The sequence below is a fragment of the Cytobacillus oceanisediminis genome (genome assembly GCF_007830235.1).
In the GTDB taxonomy this organism is placed as follows: domain Bacteria; phylum Bacillota; class Bacilli; order Bacillales; family Cytobacillaceae; genus Cytobacillus; species Cytobacillus oceanisediminis.
The window spans coordinates 451505-467051 of record NZ_VLKI01000001.1; the positions used below are offsets into that span (position 1 = coordinate 451505).

Sequence of the window (15547 nt, forward strand, 5' to 3'; positions counted from 1 at the left end):
TATGATCAATATATGAAACTACTGGGAGAGGAATGTGCAAAATGACCAATATCATCCAAGGGATTAACCAGGTAATCGATAAGTTAAAAAAAGGACAGTCTTCAGATGGGTCTTGGAAATATCCCTTTGAAACAGGCATCTCGACAGATGCTTATATGATCATTTTATTAAGGACACTGGAAATACATGATGAAAAATTAATCAGGGGGCTTGCTTCCCGAATTTTGAGCAAACAGGAGGTAAATGGCGCCTGGAAGCTTTTTTATGATGAAGGGGATGGAAATGCCGCTGCCACGTTGGAGGCCTATTACGCACTTTTATATTCCGGCTATGTTCAAAAGGAAGATCGGAGAATGATTGCTGCCAAGCGGTTTATCCTGGAGAATGGCGGGATGGACAATGTGAATGTCTTTACGAAAATCATGCTTTCTTCGACGGGGCAGTACAAGTGGCCGTCATCCTTTCCGATCCCTATTGAAATTATGCTTTTGCCCCTTTCTTTTCCCTTTAACTTCTATCAGTTGTCTGTGTATGGGCGTGTGAATCTTGCTCCAATTCTGATTCTGGCAGAAAATAAATTCAGCCTAAAAACAAAAAATAGCCCCGACCTTTCCGATTTAAGAGTAACAAGGTCCGGGAAATATGATTGGACAATTCAGTCTGAATACCGATCATTATTATCAGCCATCAAAGACGGCATAGAGGACCTCTTAGGCCTGCCGGAACAGCTTCACTCAATGGCGCTGGGCCGGGCAAAAAACTATATGCTGAAACGCATTGAACCGGATGGAACTTTTTATAGTTATTTCAGTTCGACCTTTTTAATGATATTTGCTTTATTATCACTTGGTTACTCAAAGAATGACCCCATTATAAAAAATGCCGTGAATGGGCTGAAATCGCTTCAGACAGATATAGACGGCCTCCCGCATATGCAATATGCAGATGCCAGTGTGTGGAACACGTCCCTTATTAACTCCACTCTCCAAATGGCCGGTGTTTCCCCTGAAGACCCAGTTGTTCAGAAGGCAAACACCTATTTGCTAAAGCGTCAGCATGATCAGATTGGGGATTGGGTCATTCATAATCCGAATAGCTTGCCGGGCGGATGGGGATTTTCCGATGTCAATACAGTCAACCCCGATGTGGACGACACGACTGCTTCTTTACGATCGATTGCCAGAAGCGTGAAGGGCAGCCCAATCTTTCAGGATGCCTGGGACCGTGGCATAAGCTGGCTATTATCCATGCAGAATGACGATGGCGGCTGGCCTTCATTTGAACGGAATACCCAGAATCCATGGCTCGATTTCCTGCCGATTGAAAAGGGTGAATATATTTTTGGTGACCCGACCTCAGCCGATCTGACGGGAAGAACCCTGGAGTTTTTGGGGAACTATACAGATCTTCCAAAGGATCATCCTGCTTTTAAGAAGGCGATTAACTGGCTTTTCGAAAACCAGGAACAGGACGGTTCGTGGTATGGCAGATGGGGAGTTTGCTATATATATGGCGCATGGGCAGCTGTCACTGGCCTTATTGCCGCTGGCCTGCCAGCAGAACAGCCTTCCATCCAGAAGTCAGCAGACTGGCTAAAGAGCATTCAAAACCAGGATGGCGGCTGGGGGGAATCCTGCCGAAGCGACAGCAATAAGCAATACGTACCCTTGAATGCCAGTACCATAACAGACACCTCATGGGCAGTTGATGCTTTGATTGCAGTTGAAGACAAGCCGACACCAGCGATTCAAAAAGGGATTCATTATCTGCTGAGCTCACTCGATAAAGATGATTGGACAACAGCCTATCCAAAAGGGCAAGCCATGGCGGGCAGCTTCTACATCCATTATCACAGCTACCGGTATATCTTTCCTCTTATGGCTTTGTCCCATTATCATCAAAAGTTTGGCTAACCGTGCATAACGAATCAAGAGGGATCTTCGAGTTATTGTTAAGTTCCTTTATTTGATTCGCTAGGCGGCTGCTTATTGGCTTAACGCTTTTTTGCTCTTTGAATTTTTATCCTTTGGCTCTGTTAAATTTGCCTGTTGATTTCCGCTGCAGGCACTCCCTTTCCGCGGGCGGTCCGACGCTCCTCGTCGCTTTGCTCCTGCGGGGTCTCCCTTTGATCCGCACTCCCGCAGGAGTCTCGTGCCTTTCGCTCCAATCAACAGGGTGCTAAAAAACAACAATAAGCTTTAACAGAGCCTATCCTAAAAATTACCGTATCGACTTTTCACTGCCACCCATCCATGAATGGACCACACTCCCTTGGCTATACTAAATAAGTAATGGCATTTTCATTGGAGGGCAGAATCTTGGATCAAACATGGCTTTCTCTCTTACCATTTATTATTGTCATCGCTATGTCCATCTGGCTAAAAAATATCCTGCCCGGGCTTGTTGTGGGCATTCTCATTGGTTCCATCATTGTATCAGCTGATTTACTGTCCGGAACAAGACAGTCTGTTTCGTACATTGTTACCACCCTCTCCGATGAAACCAATATCAAGATCATCGGGTTTTTATATTTATTTGGCGGCCTTGTCGGGATGATGAATATTGCTGGAGGCATAAAGGGTTTTTCGGAATGGGCCGGTACCAGAATACGAACAGAACGCGGGCTGCTCGGCTTTATTTGGATTACCCTTCCCTTTACCTTTATGATGCCGATGTTTCGGATTATGATGATTGGACCTATCATTAAATCTTTAATTAAAAAGATGAACCTTTCTAAACAAAAGGTGGGCATGACGCTTGATATATCCACAGAGTCCGTGATTGTGCTTCTTCCTGTTGCGACTGCTTTTGTCGGGTTCATGGTGTCGCTGGTGGAAGGCGGCATAAGCGGACTGAACCTGGAAATGTCTCCTTATGAAATATTCCTATTGAGTATTTTGTTTAACTTTTATGCGATCATTATGCTGCTCATTGGGATTATACAGACGTTTTGGTCGCCTAAAAGAGCCGACCAGAAAGACAAACAAGTACATAAGGATTTGGAAGAGCAAGAGCATGAATTTCACCGCATGGGGATTAAGAAAGAATTATCCCTTGTGAAAGCACAGCCATGGCATTTAATAGTTCCGGTTTTTTTACTTCTGTCCCTGTCTTTATACCTTTTATGGCAGGACGGCATAGATCAGGGAGCGAAGACCATCTTTGAAGCTTTTTCCATGGCGGATGCCACTTTTGTCATGCTGCTGGCTGTTTTTATCACACTGGTTTTAACGTTTGTTTTTTACATACTTAGACGCGAGAAAATGAACGAAATCCTTTATCATTTTTACGATGGCGGCAATCAAATGATGGAGGCGATCAGCCTGCTCATTCTGATTTGGGCACTGACCCTGGCTGCAGAGGATCTTGGCTTTTCCGAGTTTATCGGCAGCTCACTGGGAAGCTTTTTGCCTGCCTTTTTGACTCCTGCAGCTATTTTTGTCCTTGGTTCTGTTGTGGGTTATTTTATTGGTTCCTCTTGGGGAACCTGGGGACTGTTCATGCCATTGGGAATTACACTGGCCGTCTCAACGGGAGCGTCCATCCCTTTGACAGTTGGTGCTGTCTTTGCAAGCGGCGCATTTGGGGCCTTAACTTCCCCGCTTGGTGATACCACCATTACGACTGCTTCTATTCTGGATATGGATCTTGTTGACTATGCCCGGTATAAATTAAAGGTTTCGGCTATAGGCGGGGTGATCGCGTCCGTATTATTTATCGTAAGCGGATTATTCATCTCTTAAATGGACTGCTGGCACACTATAAGTACAGCAGTCCCTATATCCCACCATCATTCGGCTACAGAAAAATCAATCACTGCATTCGCCTTAACAATCGCGTTTAAAAAAACGATAAATACCTCTCTCATACACATAGGGATCCCTTCAAATGAATATACTGCAATGATTCCTATTGCAGAGGGGCGAAGAGATGACCTGGAACAAGAAACTCGAATTAACGACTGGACAAATGCTATATAAGATTAGAAATGGTCTTGGAAAATCACACTCACCCAAGCACATTATCATTGTCGGCGCAGGGATGGCAGGACTAGTTGCTGGTTCTTTATTAAAGGAATCCGGTCATAAAATCACAATCCTTGAAGCGAACGGGAGAATTGGCGGACGTGTATATACCATGCGCTCCCCTTTTAGCAATGGATTATACTTCAACGCAGGGCCCATGCGCATTCCCCATGTCCATTCATTGACTTTGGAATATATTAAAAAATTCAGGCTCCCCATCAACGTATTTATAAACCGGACTCCAATGGATCTTCTTTACGCAAATGGCATCAAAACGCGTCTTGACGTGTTTGAACGCAACCCAGGCATTTTAAAATTCCCCATTCCTCCAAATGAGAGAGGAAAATCGGCAGAAGAGCTTCTGCTTTCAGTCGTACAGCCTTTTATTGACTTCGTTAACCAGGACCCGGTCAGAAATTGGGCCATTCTGGAAAAACAATATAGGAAATACTCGCTTGGATATCTATTAAACTCTTATTTTTCAGATGGTGCAATCGACATGATCGGGGTGCTTCTTGACTTGGAAGCATTCATGGGAATGTCTTTTATTGAAGTTTTACGAGAGTTAATCATTTTCACTTCACCAGGTGGTTACTATGAAATAACAGGCGGAATGGATCGATTGCCAAAGGCATTTCTGCCCCAATTAAAAGAAGATATTCGCCTCCATCAAAAAATGACGGGAATCGTTCAGTATACAAATGGTGTTGCCATCCACAGTACTCATCAGCATTCCCAGGAGCCTTCTACCTTAACAGGTGACTTGGCTATCGTGACCATCCCTTTTTCAGCCTTGCGATTTGTGGACGTCAAACCCTTCCATTCTTTCTCCTATTTGAAACGGAGAGCCATTCGCGAACTTAATTATATGGCAGCAACCAAAATTGCTATTGAGTTTAAGAGCAGGTTTTGGGAAAAAGAAGGCCAACTTGGCGGGAAAACCATTACGGACCTGCCGATTCGATTTACCTTCCTTCCAAGTCACGGGATTGGGAAAAACGGACCTGCAATCGTTTTAGCCAGTTATACATGGGCGGATGAAGCTCTAACGTGGGATAGTCAGCCTAAGGACGAGCGCATACACTATGCGCTAAAAAACCTGGCGGAGATTTACGGAAATCAAGTGTATACCCAATTTGCTGCAGGGGCTTCCTTCAGCTGGGGCCAGAATCCTTATTCTTGCGGCGGATTTACATTCTTTGAACCAGGACAGGAAACCGAATTGTATCCTAATATCGCAGCACCTGAAGGGCGAGTCCATTTTGCCGGTGAGCATACGTCCCTTACCCATGGATGGGTTCAAGGAGCGATCGAATCTGGGATACGAGTGGCCTATGAGGTGAATGACTCGCCAAAATAAAACCGGAAAAAGAAAAAAAGTACTGATACTTCTATTATGTGCCCGAGCTGCTGGGGAATTATTTTATGCTAGAGGAACCTTCTGAAGATCGAAACTGTCCTCAAAGCCTAGGATCTTCTCTATTCAGAAGCGGAGAATGATAAACAAGCGAAAAAGAGATACCCTCTTATTGAGAGTATCTCATTGCGGTCGGTATTAGTCTTATAAATAATTTTTAAATTGATCAAAGTTGTATACCAATTTTACTTCTATCAGAATCATCGCCTTGCCTAGCTAATTAAATTTCCCCTCAACCATGGACGGGCTCGGTAGAAGCCAATCGGGATTTGGATTAGGCTTGTTTTTCCCTGTGATTCCATCCTGTAAATTTCATCACACGTTTTCGCATCAAATCCGAGAAGTGGATGCCCGCCCATCCCGAGGGCTGTCGCCGCTAAAAGCAGTCGCTGCACAAGCATACCCGCTTCCATTTGCTGGATACGATAGCCTCTGTAGCCAAGTGCCGTTTTATAGAAATCTTTATCCCCTGCAACATGCAGGCATAGGGGGACTTGAAACAAATTTACATTACCAGCTGGCATTCCGTATTGCAGTACAAGCCGATGATCTCCGGGATTTAGCTCCTGCAGCGAATGAGTATCGCTGTCATAATAATAAGCTCCATCCGGAATGCCTTCCACATTATTCAAACAGGCATAAAGCGTGACACGTGACTTGCGCTTATCAAGTGCCGCATCTAAATCGTTTCGGTACAAGCACGAAGCAGTTGCCTCCTGCAGCAGAGCTGCAAGCTGCTGCCCGCTAACCTTTCCTGAAACGAAATCCATGTCCGGTGAATACCGATTTCTGCAGACTGACGCCAGATCATAAGATATCCTTTTTACATGAGGAAGAGCCACCGCCTGCCCCTCACAATGCCTCTCTTCAGCTTTCATTTGCTGAAACGATCGCGTTGATTCCAGCATGGACGCCTTATTTATATTGGTTAACATCGGAAATTCTTTCACATTAAGTGACCTGACGCAGAAATTATTCTGAATCGATGTCACTTCCTGGCACAATTCAGAGGCAGAGACCATCCCGTCTATGCCGCTTCTGTTCGTAAACCAGCTGGTGGGTTCAACCGAAAGCGGGATAACGGCATAAACGCTCTCCTCCTGTTCAGGCAGTCCAAGGAGATGGTTGAAGGCACGATCAAGAAATTGATAGTACACCCCCGCAGCAAAACCAAACCTCTTCGCCACCTCCAATAATTGTCCAATTACCACACCTGCATCCAAGCCCTGCAGACGATAAGCAAAATTATTGTATTTAAAGAAATTTTTCCAAAACATTGTCGTCACAAACACAGTACCAAAACAGGCAGACACATCACAGCGATTGCCAAGAGCCCTGGCTATATATGAATCAAAATTGCCTTCACGCAGCAAGACCAGGCGGTGGTGAAGCACATCATAATGGTATACCCCTTCCGGCAAATCCTCCATTTTCAGATACATGTATAATTCGTTGGGATACAACGCTCCGCCAGAAGGAACAGTACGCCGAAACGACTGCATAATGTTATCCGCTTGTTCATTGGAACCAATTGTAGAGGCTGACTGGCAAAATTGATTAAGGCCAAATACATACCAGAGAAAATGACCGATTCTCCGAAGGTCAGGCTTTGCCGGTGCCTCCCATTCTTTAAGAGAAAGGGGTACTTCCAGCGAAAGGGGAACAACTGGCAAGCCGCGGTAAAGCTTATACGCAAGCGGCGCATCTTCCCAATCCACTTCCCAATCTGATGAACTTATTTGATCAATATCAAAATGCAAATTGTGCAGAAATGTCTCTAGACTCATCCTTTTACCTCCCAGTCAGCGCTTATGGAAATGGGTGCGGATATGGATTAAGCTGCTCAAATGCAAGCGGTTCTTTTGCATACCCGAGTTCCATTGGGACCCTTAACACCCTCTCAATCCCTGCGACGCGTGTTAGGTGATGTCCGAATGTCATAGGCACCATCCCTGGGATCAGCACTTTAACACAATGTAGTCCGTTCCGTTTAACTTCCGGTGTGGTCTGATCCACCACAATAACATCAAGGTTCACTCCGTGTAACACTTGAAGAATGTCCTGCAGATCATCTGTCAGGTCTGCATGTCTCCCCTCCCACTTGAATGCCTCGGAAAACGTTTGGAGCGGACCATTTTCATCCAGCAAGAACTTTAAGCGCTCTTCCGCTTGCGGTAGACCGTAGAGCATCCCATGATCATCCATTTTCCTGACGAGGGAAGAATCTTGCAGCATTCGCAAAAATTCCTCCTGGTTCGCTTCCAATTTGTCGTCAAGTGTCATCATCATCCCAGCTAACTCGTGAACCGCGCTTTTTACCGCCCGTACCGGGTCAGGATGGGCTCCTGCCGCACAAATGATATTCAATCCCTTTTGCTTCCTGTTTTTCGCCATCGCCCAAATACTTGGAATGCCGTGCTCCATTGTCGCGTTATAGATATACAGATCGTATCCCGCTACCGTCCTCACCCGATCAATCATTAACTTCAATTCCTGGTCATTTGAGGAATAAGGATCAAGACGCGGAAGGCTTAGCTTGCCGTACCAAGTCATCAGGAACGAATCACGCTCCACCACTTCTAAAATACCGTAGAAAATAGCCTCCTCCAAGCTTCCGCCTAGTGCACATCCGTTGGAGGTTTCATAGACAAACCCCTGCCCGCAGCCCAAGCTGTAATAAGCAAGCAGCTCAGGAACCAGAATAGGACGCTCCTGCAAAAACGAATAGCCCCATACCCAATTCATTGGGATATCAGGATCAAACTTTTTAAATGGAAAACCCGGCCGTGCATACTGTTCATCCGCATGCACACCTACTTTAACAGGATTAAGGGCCCGATCTTCCAGGTTGCGGAAACTGTCATAGACTACAGTCCGTTTTCCACGGGGTGCCATACCGCAGGATCGCTCAAGACCCTCCAGAATCGCAGTCAACTCGCTTACCTTATATGAATGGGTCCGGCCTGCTACCCCTTCGTCCCCTGAAAACAACGGCAGGTTTACAATTACATCCGCAAACGGAGGTGTGAAATCATACATTTTACCATTCAATAAACCAGTCCGGGGATCCAGATAATCTTTGACGAGAAATGTATTTAATTCATCCATGGAACGGCAGCGGTAACTGTTGGGGTTAACTTTTGGACTAGGCTTTATTGAAATACGGGCAGCTGCCTGTGAATCTTCAGGTAACGGACTGCAGACCGGACACAATGAATCCGGTAAGATTTTGTGGCAAGAGTTCTGAAGTGTCTTCAGGTTGATCAAAAACACCCTACCTTCCAAGTCGTCCAAGCTGCCCTCCAACACCCTGTGCACTTCCGACACGAGCAGGTAAGCCATCTGTAATAGTCCCGAGCGCGATGCCCATGAGTCCCGTATCATACGACCGTTCTCTGCCAGTCTCTGCTGCAGTTCCCACATCTCTCTGCGGTCACGCCCTGCAAAGAGTTTTCGCATGTCCGCACACTGTGAGCACCCCGGCGTCCCCGGGTGAACCAGCGGACCAACCACACCCTCGCCAAAGGAAACAAAGCCCCTTAACCAAGGAATACCGGATGATCGTGACACCTCTTCTGCCTTTTTATGGACAGCAGGAAACCAGGCATCGTGCAGCACCAAGACCAAATCAGTTCCTTCAGGCAGGCCTGGCTCGAAATTTTTATAGCGAATGATCCTATATTTGGCAGGCAGTTCTTTGCACACGCTGTCCGCCAGCAGTCCTTCTCCGACAACTACCACGACAGCACTCACTGAGATTCCTCCTCTCTTAACAGCACCCCAAACACCCCTGCCAGATGCTCTTTCAAAAAGGGTTCAACCGAAAATTCGCAGACTAAGAGCTGCTTGCTGTTCCGTTCCAACACCTGTATTGCAGTCTGTAAAACCTGGGATTGTTCCGTCTCTTCACAAGGAGGAATGACAAGGTTTAGCTGCTCCTTTTCTTCCAGAAGCACAGATGATACCTCCAAGGCTGTTGGTTTATGTCTGCTCGTTTGGTTTTGTGCCTGGATGAGTGCGTGCTGCAGCGCTTTCCGGAGCGCTATTGTTCCATTAAAGCCTGCACTGCCATACCAGCGATCGTTCGTACCAACCCAGACCAGAGGGAAGCCGGACACTTCTTCGCCCATACAGATTTTCGGTGTTCCCGCCATCGTGGTCAATGCCTCCAAATAAAACCGGCAGCGTTCATCGTCTACTGCACTCAAATGCACCTGAGTGACAGAATTCTGATCCGCATGACGCTTAGCCAGTTCCTCGTCTAAACACCTTTCCAATCCGCGGTAAATACCCTCCACAAACGTTTCCCCTGCTCCAATACCAAAAAATTGAGGATCTGGTATATTACCCTCTATTTGATGATGTGGAAGCAGATCGGTAACGAGCTGACCAGCCATCCGTGACACATACGCTTCTATCCCGGTCAGACCCGCTTCCCGGCGTGCCTCCTTATGCCTCAAATCTGTACAGATAATGTTTGGCAGCAGCTCTGTCGGACCCTTGGACAACGGGTCGACTGCCTGAACATCGCACTGCGCTAATGGTAGCTGCTTTAAATCTCCCTCCTCCCATTTATGAAAAATCCCTGATTCTTTGGATGTCAATTGGCTAAAGAAAAGAAACAAACTGTTCGGCTCACTTCTGCTCGAACTTTGTTCGATCCTCAGATCAACATCTTGAATCCATTCCACAGCTGCATTTCCGGTCAATCTTGGGTGAGGCAAGAATGAATGCCAATTCCCTTCCAACGTATCCAGATTAAGCAGGAAGAACTGATTTCTTTGTTCCGCACTGGTTATTCCTGTAACCTCTTTAAACAGTTCAAACACGATCAAATTCGCCAACATTGCTCCTGCTGTGGAGGAGAAGGTGTGTAATTGCTTGTCTTCGCAAAACGCAGATTGATGGATGCGGTGCCACGCAGACTCCCAGCACCCTTCTGATTCCGGATGCACCAGCGGACCTGCCAGACCAACCTGTTTGTGGAATATAGCAGGAAGGAATATCTTCTTCTCTTCCCTGCAAACGGCATGAATAACACGCAGTTCCTCTATGCCGCCCGTATCCGACACATATAAAATGGAATCATACGGCTGAATAATTTCCTCCCATGAATGATCTTCTTCTTTCTGATGGGGTACCTCCTCAACTGAGACCTCGGGGTCTGATTGACGGGCATGTTCCATAATATCCTTCAACCGCTGTCGATTAGTAGATTCCGGATCCGTAATGAGCATATGAACCTTAGGCAATCCGGACTCAAGCAGTGAAGAAACCAGCGAAACAAAAAAAGGGCCCGATCCTACTGCCAACACTTTTGCCTGACGATAGGCCTGAAATCGGGATGCGCCCGAATCGCCGAAACTTTCCAAGAATTCGATTTGAGAAGCAAACTTTTTAAGAACATGTTCTTGCAATTGATGCGGATGGTCTTGGCTTACATCCCGAACAAAGCCATTTCGATACAGCACTTCTGCAATTTCAAACACCCGATCCCTATGTGGACCCGGCAAACCGACTGTCAAATCCCCCAACGTATATTCACCATTAAACATCGGGATCAGCTTTTGAACCCACTGATCGATCATACTGCCTTCCATTTGGAAGGAGCTTACATTGTTCCGAAAATACACACCATTCTTTGGATCAGGGAGAAAAAACGTGTCCCTTTTCACCTTCAGCCGCATAGAAGAGGTCAAATTTTTCATTCCGCTCCTCCTTACCCAATAAACTGTTCCTATTTCTAAAACATTGCTTTCTCTATAATCCTATGTACCAAGATTTGTCTCATATGTCTGCCCTTTAGAAGAAAAGCCCCTGCATGCAGTTGCAGGGACTTCCCTTTTGTTTATTCAACCAGGGTGGCTTTATTGAACCAGTGTTATTATCCGCCGCAGCGGCCTCCGCAACGATGACCACAGCGTCCCCCGCAGTTAAAACAGTTATGGCAGCGAAAACAGTTATGGCAGCGAAAACAATTGAAACAATTGAAAAAGCAGCTGAAGCAAAAGAAAAAGCAGCTAAAACCAAACCCAAAACCGCCGCATTGCCGTGCCTGATCAGTATAGTACTGGTTTTGATCCCAAGGAACCGCCTCGTTCGCATGGAAATCACCAACATTCAACATTTGAAGTTCTCTTTGAAAATCATTCATGTTCATACCTCCGTATTTTTTAATATGATGTGCCAGCAACATGAAAGGGGCATAAGTAGAACATCAGAAATCAACAGTAATTAAATATTCAATATTTCTAACATTCTCCTCATCAAAATATGTGCTATGCCGGGGTAATGTTCCTGATTCAAACACCCAGATTTATCGGGGTTCATTTAACCATGCAGAACGAAAAAATGTTTATTGCATCGAATGTGTAGCCGACCTATATTTAAACCAGCTCTAGACATTGCTTAAAAATCATTTAAAAAAAGAAAAAAGAAGCGCCCATGGACGCTTCTTTGAGTAAAGGAAGGCGAGCTTATTTGTTTGCTCTTTCCTAATAATTAGTAGTACCCCCTTACGAAGGATGTACCGACAATAATTAAAAGAATGAAAAGCACCACGATTAAAGCAAAATTTGAACGATGACCGTCTGACATAATGTATCACCTCCCTAATTTCAGCAGTAATACATTGTATGCCCAAGCGGTTTATATCGTAATGGACAAACGTGGATTTATTTAAAAATAAGTGTGTGTACATCTAATATTACTCGATCTAAATCGGTTTTAATGGGATTGCGGAGGATAAGCATTTGAAGATAAAAATGATGCTAAAAGGCTGAGAATTTACTGAGTTAAAATAAGACCGTCTTTTGACGATCTTATTCCTTAAAGAATCTCTTTTTTCTTGGGAAAACCTTTTATTATCTTGCAGTTACATCTCTTATTGCGTCGGAAATACGATCTGCTGCTGCTTTTCCAATATCTTCTATTGTATCAATCGCATTTATTGCTGTTTCGCCCGCTGCTTCATCCCCTCGTTTTGAACTGCTGCGAGCCTGGTCAATGGCAGATCGATTTTGCTTTGTCATTCAGTATTCCTCCTTTGTTTTTCCTCCTTAATCTAATTAAAATTCTTGGGAATATTCATCCTTGGGAGCATTAAAGAAAGGTAAAAAAGAATAAGTAAATAAACTCTTTGTTATTCCTTATTTTATTTCGTTTGTGATTACTGTTATTTAATAGTCCGTTTATAAATCAATCGAGCAATATTAATCATCTCAAAAAAATAAAGTGAAATTTTCACCATTTTTTTTAATCGTGGAGAAATGTAGAATCCGCCATTTTGTAAAGTAATGGCCGAGAAACATGGATTAAACTAAAGAAAATCACATCGATTTTCGACTCATTCAATTTCGTGGTAAAATACTAGATAACTATAATCTAGTAAAGGATGAATGAAAATTTACCAGCTGGAAAAGGTAAAAAACCTGCCATTATCCCCGGGTGTTTATCTTATGAAAGAATCCCTTGGCCAAATCATTTATGTGGGAAAGGCAAAAAATCTAAAGAATCGAGTTCAATCCTATTTCCGTCAATCCAAAAGTCATTCTCCAAAGGTAAAAAAGCTTATCAAACACTTAAAGGATTTTGACTTTATCCTTACAGATACGGAATTCGAGGCATTTTTGCTGGAATGTAAATTAATTAAAGATTTAAAGCCGATCTATAATCGGATGATGAAAAGCCCCAAGTCCTTTGCCTATATAGGGATTACCATGGAGGAAGAATATCGTACGATCGAAATGACTTATAGTCCTATTGAAAATGACGGAAAACTTTACTTTGGTCCATTTCCAAGCAAGAACAATGTGGAAAAAGCCATCCAAGGGGTAAAGGAATGCTATAAAATAAACTGCAGCAATCCTTACAAAAAGGGCACTGCTTGCTTAAATGTTTCTTTAGGATTGTGCAATGGTATTTGTCTTGGCGGTTCCGCGATCCAACAGTACAATGAACGAATAGACAAATTTATCGCTTTTCTTAACGGTACTGACATGTGGCTGCTCGAAGAAATGAGGCAAATGATGTTAACAGCTTCTGAGAAATATGATTTTGAAGCTGCTTCAAAATATAGAGATTATATTAAAGCCGTAAACTCATTGTTATATAAAGAAAAAGTGATTGAATTCACCGAAGAAAACAATAATATTACAGTCATAGAAAAATTAAATGATTCCACTATTAAACTTTTCCTCATAAAGAGGACAAAGGTTCTTTTTAGCCGCAGCTATTCACTGGAAAACCATATTGTTCAACTTGCTGAAATGATCAAAACGAACATTACAACTTATTTCAAAAATAATAAGGATCATCCTTCCATAGATGTAAGCAGAAATGAAATTGATGAAGCTCAGATTATTTTTAGTTATCTAAATAGTAATAACTGCTCCTATGTACTCATTCCAGAAAAATGGCTTGACTTAGAGAATCATTCCAACATAGATCTGGCAATTTACAAATTACTGGGAAATATTAAGGATAGCAGTATATCGGGAGAATAGAAGTTCCTGCAATGAAGGTAGAGATAAAGGCTCCAGCATAGCTGCTGAAGCCTTTTTAAATTTCTGATGAACTCAATCTTTATTAGTATTTTAATTGAAGCATTGCCTTTTGTACTGATAGGTGGATTGATTGCGGGAGTCATTCAGATGTTTGTTACGGAGCAAATGATTGCCAGGATTATACCCGAAAATAGGTTCTTGGCTACAGAAAGAAACAGCTGCCTGGTTTGGCTTTCAAACAATGGAGCTATGGAGTATAGAGGCAATCAAAAAGATTGTAATGACTGGACTTGGATTTTGTGCCTTGCCTTACATTACAGTTAAAGAAGATGTTGAGAGTGGCAAGCTAAAAATCTTACCGCATTCTGAAAAATTCGAACCCATTTATTCTCATATGCTGATCAAAAAGAAAAAGTGGTTATCTCCAGCAGTAAAGGCTTTTGTGGAGCTTGTTTTAAAATCGATTAGTGAATGGATAAAGGAATGGCTGTTCAAAATCAAGAAATAGAATTAACCCATCAAAGCTAACGAAAATTTTAAAAAGAAAAGCCAAATTTCACAAGAGAGAAAATTGGCTTTTCTTTTTGTATGAGCAATAAATACTTAATCTATAAACTGCCTCTATAAAGAAAGGAATCTCCACAGCAACCCCCTTTCTTACACTCAAACACTCGTTAGTTCAATATAGTCTTAATAGCTTTTAATGATAATTGAAGTTTCACTTTAGTCCTTCTTAAATTAAACTACCCCGATAGTGCAAAAAAAGCTGCCAAAATGAAAGCTCCGTTCATTCAACTCTTACACCCTTTAGGTGAATCAGAAATGAGACGCTTATTAAACAATAGGCCTTTTCTGGCATATTCACAAAACGCTAGCATTCAAAAAGAAAATATACATAATCCGTAGGTATGCCTCGTTCACCTTGTTGACGCAGCATCGCTGTCACATTTCCGCGATGGTAGGTTCCATGATTGACTACATGATGAATGAGATCTGCAAGTATGAACTCACAGCGACCATATTGAGGGTGCTCTGTAATGATGACTCGTTCTAGATCCTTCTGCTCTGCAAAAAAACTGTAAAATTCCTTTGAAAGCGAATCATAGAACACTTCAAGTTCTTCTATAGACGCTCCTGATGCTTCTGACTTTCGACGCTCAACTTCTTTAACAGTATCGTGAAAGCTACTTCCTTTCATCGTCTCCAACCAAGTAATGTCTGTTGCAAATAGGTGAATCAGCACATCTGAAATCGATGAGAAAACACTATTAACTGTCTCGTTATAAATTCTATCAGGTAGTTGCTTCAAGTGTTGGATCACTTTCTGGTTAGCCCAAACGTGGTAATCGTACATTTTCTTTGCCCGATTATTTTCCATTAGCTCACTCCACTCTATTTTTAAAATTGAAAAAGTTTTAGAACGATCAGAAATCATTTAATTTGTTTTCTTTTATCCGCTTTCTACAAAATCTCTATTCTACACAATATTCTTTATATCCTTTTTTCCTGAAGTTTTTTCATCCACCTATTTTGTTGAAAGCAATAGAATAATAGGATTTCTATAGGGGAATTTATTTTAATCCTTGGGTTCTTTAGAAGCA

Annotated in this window: 11 protein-coding genes and 2 pseudogenes; 7 read left to right on the forward strand and 6 right to left on the reverse strand. The window is 43.2% G+C overall.

Features of this window, described 5'->3' with window-relative positions; translation table 11 throughout:
* Nucleotides 1-41: 41 nt before the first annotated feature.
* The 3 genes from shc (at nt 42) to IQ19_RS02130 (ending at nt 5385) form a co-directional block, all read left to right on the forward strand.
* Entirely contained in the window at nt 42-1913 is a 1872-nt protein-coding gene (gene shc / locus IQ19_RS02120; protein WP_144539413.1) for a squalene--hopene cyclase, read from the forward strand.
* Nucleotides 1914-2318: 405 nt separating this feature from the next.
* Nucleotides 2319-3743, forward strand: a complete 1425-nt coding sequence (locus IQ19_RS02125; RefSeq protein WP_144539415.1) for a Na+/H+ antiporter NhaC family protein — start codon at nt 2319-2321, stop codon at nt 3741-3743.
* A gap of 187 nt (nt 3744-3930) precedes the next feature.
* The gene (locus tag IQ19_RS02130) at nt 3931-5385 is read left to right on the forward strand and encodes a flavin monoamine oxidase family protein (RefSeq protein WP_144539416.1); all 1455 of its coding nucleotides are present in this window, start codon (nt 3931-3933) and stop codon (nt 5383-5385) included.
* 269 nt (nt 5386-5654) lie between these two features.
* Here the strand turns inward: IQ19_RS02130 and IQ19_RS02135 are convergent, their stop codons facing one another.
* From IQ19_RS02135 to IQ19_RS02145, 3 genes are read right to left on the reverse strand one after another with little or no spacing between them, the layout of a single operon-like run.
* Nucleotides 5655-7229: a SagB family peptide dehydrogenase gene (locus IQ19_RS02135; protein WP_144539418.1), complete on the reverse strand. Its 1575-nt coding sequence runs from the start codon at nt 7227-7229 to the stop codon at nt 5655-5657.
* 22 nt (nt 7230-7251) lie between these two features.
* Nucleotides 7252-9195, reverse strand: a complete 1944-nt coding sequence (locus IQ19_RS02140; RefSeq protein ID WP_144539420.1) for a TOMM precursor leader peptide-binding protein — start codon at nt 9193-9195, stop codon at nt 7252-7254.
* On the reverse strand, nt 9192-11150 hold the full coding sequence (locus tag IQ19_RS02145; protein ID WP_144539422.1) for a putative thiazole-containing bacteriocin maturation protein: 1959 nt from the start codon (nt 11148-11150) through the stop codon (nt 9192-9194). Before IQ19_RS02145 ends, IQ19_RS02140 begins: the two co-directional genes overlap by 4 nt.
* A gap of 113 nt (nt 11151-11263) precedes the next feature.
* On the opposite strand from IQ19_RS02145, the gene IQ19_RS29220 reads away from it, so the two are divergent.
* Nucleotides 11264-11680: a hypothetical protein gene (locus IQ19_RS29220; RefSeq protein WP_422386967.1), complete on the forward strand. Its 417-nt coding sequence runs from the start codon at nt 11264-11266 to the stop codon at nt 11678-11680.
* Between the two features lie 263 nt (nt 11681-11943).
* Here the strand turns inward: IQ19_RS29220 and IQ19_RS02155 are convergent, their stop codons facing one another.
* Both IQ19_RS02155 and IQ19_RS27970 read right to left on the reverse strand, forming a co-directional pair.
* Entirely contained in the window at nt 11944-12039 is a 96-nt protein-coding gene (locus IQ19_RS02155; protein ID WP_144539426.1) for a YjcZ family sporulation protein, read from the reverse strand.
* Between the two features lie 266 nt (nt 12040-12305).
* A complete protein-coding gene (locus tag IQ19_RS27970; protein ID WP_199749354.1) occupies nt 12306-12473 on the reverse strand; it encodes a hypothetical protein in 168 nt (55 codons plus the stop codon).
* 366 nt (nt 12474-12839) lie between these two features.
* Here IQ19_RS27970 and IQ19_RS02160 point away from each other — a divergent pair, with 366 nt between their 5' ends.
* The 3 genes and pseudogenes from IQ19_RS02160 to IQ19_RS02170 form a co-directional block, all read left to right on the forward strand.
* Nucleotides 12840-13946 (forward strand): GIY-YIG nuclease family protein, encoded by a 1107-nt coding sequence (locus IQ19_RS02160; RefSeq protein ID WP_144539428.1) that lies wholly within the window; start codon nt 12840-12842, stop codon nt 13944-13946.
* A gap of 66 nt (nt 13947-14012) precedes the next feature.
* Nucleotides 14013-14150 (forward strand): annotated as a pseudogene (locus tag IQ19_RS02165) (permease); the annotation flags it as partial.
* 28 nt (nt 14151-14178) lie between these two features.
* Nucleotides 14179-14454: pseudogene (locus IQ19_RS02170) on the forward strand (LysR substrate-binding domain-containing protein); the annotation flags it as partial.
* A 363-nt stretch (nt 14455-14817) separates the two neighbouring features.
* Here IQ19_RS02170 and IQ19_RS02175 read toward each other — a convergent pair.
* Nucleotides 14818-15324 carry a DinB family protein gene (locus IQ19_RS02175; RefSeq protein ID WP_144539432.1) on the reverse strand — a complete coding sequence of 169 codons (507 nt, stop codon included), beginning with the start codon at nt 15322-15324 and terminating at the stop codon, nt 14818-14820.
* Between the last annotated feature and the right edge of the window lie 223 nt (nt 15325-15547).